Raw genomic sequence first — 4,065 nt, 5'->3', positions numbered from 1 at the left:
CCGGCGCTCGATACCAGGCTGACGGACAAAGGGTCGGATGTCGTGTTCGAGCCGGATGTCACAATAGGAAAATCCTTTTCCAGTGGGTTGGGGACAACGGAATTGAGTATTCGTGGGCAAGGGTTCATTTTTACAGATCAGACGAAGTTCAGCCACGGTACGATCAAACTGCAAGTTGTTCAAGGCTTATCGGATGAAAACCGTATCAGGCTGCGGTACTACTATGCGCCCAATTTGTTCTTGGGAGACAACGAGGACCGGCGTCCGGGCGCTCATGGATTGACAGGCGAGTCGGTCACAAGCCATATCTGGTCGGCGAGGTTTGAACGGAATCTGACGGAAGATGTCGAAGTCCGGCTGCTCAGTCGATACGGAGTGCGAAGGTATAACGAGGCGTTTTCTCATCGCGACACGGATTTCTGGACGGTGGGCCCTCATCTCGATTGGCGGCTCTCTCGTCATGTCAAATTGGGGCTTGCTTACCATTACGAGCGGGGCCTTGCCGATGGCCGAAAACAGGCTCAATTCAGTGACGACGTATCGTACGTCAACCACTTCGCGAGTGTCGATCTTGATGTCGAGGTCATGGAACAGCTATCTATCATTGCGGCAATCCATTATGAACGGAATAACTGGAGCAGCGAAATTGCCGGAGACGAACGAGAGGGCGCACATGAAGACATCGTGCAGGGCGAACTGATCGTAGTCAAACAAGTGGCGGACCACCTTCGTGCGTTCGCAGGCTTCCAACGATCTAGTCGAAAACAGAGCTTCGAGCCGGATATCGTCAAGAACACGAATTTCTTTATTGGACTTGACGGAGTGTTCTAGAGCTTTGGAAGCGTCTGTGGTCGGATGGAAGCAAAGGAGGTTTGATGCGCACTTATACAAACAGTTCTAGGACGATGAGCAATTGCGCGTGGTTGACGTTCATGAGAGCTGCCGTCGGTACTCTGATTAACCAAAGCGGTCAGGATACGTGGGCTCAAGGATCAAAGAGGGGAAAACAGCATCTACCGGTTGGACTACAGAATGTACTCACAGGGAACATCAACGCCATGTATCGCACAACGACTGGATTGTTTTGCTCAATTCTGTTGATGTTGGGAGTCGTAGGGTGTGAAACAATTTCTCCAGAGCAGAAACGGCACTGGAGTGCGTCTTCTATCGCGTCGTTCGATTCAGTAGCCGGCAAGTGGGCCGGGATTATGGTGAGGACTCCGAAAACCAGGGAGGAGGACTGGGTGCGCGTCACCATTGGCAATGATGGCCGGTATGAATTCACGAGCTATCGAACCATCGGGGTGTTCAGCGGGCGCGGCCAATTCACGTTGGCCGAAGGCAAATTGACCGATACGACCGAGCGAGGCACGGCCACTGGGTCTTTGTTGGTATCTGGGGGATCACGCATGCTGCGAATGACCGGGGTCATGAAAGACGGTACTGAGTATACGGCCGAGCTCGAGCCTTCCAGATAAGTTAGTGCTCAAGTGCCTGATTACTTGTTCAGCTTGGTAATCTTAGATCCATTGAGCATGAGCTTCTTCATCAAGCCATTTTGATCGTGAGTGCTATTAACCTGTCCTACGAATGCGGCAAGATTTTCGGTCGTGCCGTGAGAATTGCGTGGACCAGACTTGTCATGTTCTAATGTGAGGGAGCGTTCTTTGAGTCATTCCGATTAAAGGCACTGGAGTGTGTTGGCGCTGTGTTCCTGTGGTATGTGTTCGTAGCGATACTTGTGACGATTCCTCAAGTGGCGAGGGCCGAGGAGTCCGAAGCTCAAACCTTGCCCGATCGATTGATGGTTCGTGGCGGCTATGCCTATGTTTTCGGCGCCGATACGGCATTGTCCATCAACGGTACGTCCGGCATTGGTGCGGCGGTGGACTTCAGCAGAGCGCTCGACGGGCAGCGTGAGGATCATGCCTGGAGGATTGATTCGCTTTACCGGTTTAATTTGAAACATAGTGTCGGATTCAGTTACTACAACGTAATTCGGAAGGGGAATACAGCGCTGACGAATGACATTCCCATTGGCGATACGACCTATAAGGCCGGCTCTCAGATCAAGAGCCAGCTTGATACTGCTTTGTACCGGTTATTTTATAATTATTCCTTCCACCATGACGACAAGGTAGAACTCGGGGCAAGCGTCGGATTGTATCTTGCCGATATCAGAGCCCGCTTTTCTGGAAATTTTAGCTGTACCGGACCCGCCCCATGTACTGGTGATCCTCAGACTTTTTTAGATGAAGACAGCCAATTGACTGCACCGCTCCCCAGTGTTGGTTTCCTAGTGAATTACAACTTTACGCCGCGACTGGTCGTGCAGACCCGCTTCGACTGGTTTTACTTTGAAACCAGTCAGTTTAAAGGAACCATGAACGAGCTGTATGCGAGTTTGGAATATCGACTGTTTAAACATCTTGCGCTGGGTGCGGCCTACGATCGACTGGATGTCAATTTTGAATATGAGGCTGAAAAAACAGACGGATGGATAATACGAAATGATTGGAACATCGTGTACCTCTTCGGTACGTTGTATTTTTAGCGAGCGGCAGCCGTTTGACTCCACGCTTTGCATGGCGAGAGAGAATCTCAATAAGCAAAAAAGTCTCAGCCTAGTGCTTCCCTGATTTACCTCCGTGTTAGCTCGAAGCAGGGGAGAAGTTCACTTCTGGTAATCGCCTCTGCCCAAGATGGTTGACCAGTATTGCAACCTCTTTGCTGCTGCTTTCTGCAGCAGCTTTCTTATGGTCGACTGCCCCTTTTTCCCCCATCTAATACGTTTAATACGGGCAAATTAATACGTTCAAAAACTTGCTTAAGGCTTGTTACTACGCACGATAGATTTCCCCAAGTTGTGAAGCCAACCGCATTGGAATGCATATTGCTACCTTCGCAAAGCGATGTTTGGTGAGGCTTAGTAGGTGTAGCCCGTCTGATCTTATCCATAAAGTTGAATTCTTCTCTAAAAGAGGGAGGTTCATGATGACTAAGAGATTGTCACATTGGGACTGCTTCTCAATGGTGCCTGGTATAGCGAGTGGGGGAGTCCGCGCAGTGGCTTTTCTTTTTCTCGCCCTGGTTTTCTCGGTCGGCTGTGCTCAGACTCGACATGTCAAGAGTGTCGACAAGTCTGGATTCCTAGGGGAAGCACTGTACGAAAAGCTGACTCCGGGTGACCAGTCGATCGGCGAAGCCTCACTTCGATGGGTGGATGACAGCGCCAAAGGTCAGAAGGAGAGCAAACTGATACTGGATCCTGTCGTGCTCTACCGACAACCTCACGATGTGAAGAAGGAAGGCAATCCGAACCAAGATGCACAAGAATTGATCAATTACTTCCACAGCAAGATCTACGAGGCGTTGTCGAAGCATTTTGAGATTGTCAACAAGCCCGGGCCTCAAACATTTCGGGTGCAAATAGCGCTGACTGCCTATGAGGAGCGGTGGGTCGCGTTGGATATGATCTCGACGGCGATTCCTCAAATGCTCCTTGTCTCCGAGTTGAAGGGGCTGGTCACTGACAAGCCGTCGTTTGTTGGACAGGCGCAGGCGGAGGCCAAAGTCTCCGATTCCCTGACCGGGCATGTGGTCGCGGCTGCTATCGACAGGCGTGTCGGTGGAAAGACCTTGGGAAAAGGGATGAGCAGTTGGGCTGATGTGAAACATGCGATGGACTATTGGGCCCTGCAGTTGGCTTATCGGACTTGTGTCGTGGCGGGGAAGACTGGATGTGGAGAGATGCCCAAAGCATAAGGGGAACTTAAAAGGACTGACAGCAAATGGGGAAATGTTCTCCAGAGGGGGTGCCTTTAGAGTCTGAGTGCTGTTTGGCTGGGAAACTTCGGGAGGAGGCGAACCGAAGAGGTCGTTACCGGGTTGCAACTGCCGCCTACTGAAAAACGACCAGGGGGACGTGATGAACTGTAAACAATCCCAAAATAGAATCACTACGACGTCGAGACTTGTCGTGCTTCTCTTCACCGGGTTCATGAGTTTCCTCTGGTATGAGCCTTCTCCCGCGATCGCTGAAAAATCCGCGGCTGCCGCTCAGAT

Annotated in this window: 4 protein-coding genes; all 4 read left to right on the top strand. The window is 51.0% G+C overall.

All coding sequences use genetic code 11. From position 1 onward, the window contains the following. Nucleotides 1-831 (top strand): hypothetical protein (locus ACWVCN_RS05395; RefSeq protein ID WP_455244504.1); only part of this gene is annotated, 831 nt, incomplete at its 5' end. Between the two features lie 227 nt (nucleotides 832-1,058). After that, on the top strand, nucleotides 1,059-1,478 hold the full coding sequence (locus ACWVCN_RS05390) for a hypothetical protein (RefSeq protein WP_455244503.1): 420 nt from the start codon (nucleotides 1,059-1,061) through the stop codon (nucleotides 1,476-1,478). Nucleotides 1,479-1,708: 230 nt separating this feature from the next. Beyond that, on the top strand, nucleotides 1,709-2,554 hold the full coding sequence (locus tag ACWVCN_RS05385; protein WP_455244502.1) for a hypothetical protein: 846 nt from the start codon (nucleotides 1,709-1,711) through the stop codon (nucleotides 2,552-2,554). A 437-nt stretch (nucleotides 2,555-2,991) separates the two neighbouring features. Further along, on the top strand, nucleotides 2,992-3,765 hold the full coding sequence (locus tag ACWVCN_RS05380) for a DUF3313 domain-containing protein (protein ID WP_455244501.1): 774 nt from the start codon (nucleotides 2,992-2,994) through the stop codon (nucleotides 3,763-3,765). The last annotated feature ends 300 nt before the right edge of the window (nucleotides 3,766-4,065 follow it).

It is taken from the genome of Petrachloros mirabilis, from assembly GCF_975968855.1.
This window is presented reverse-complemented; position numbering and strand designations above follow the sequence as displayed.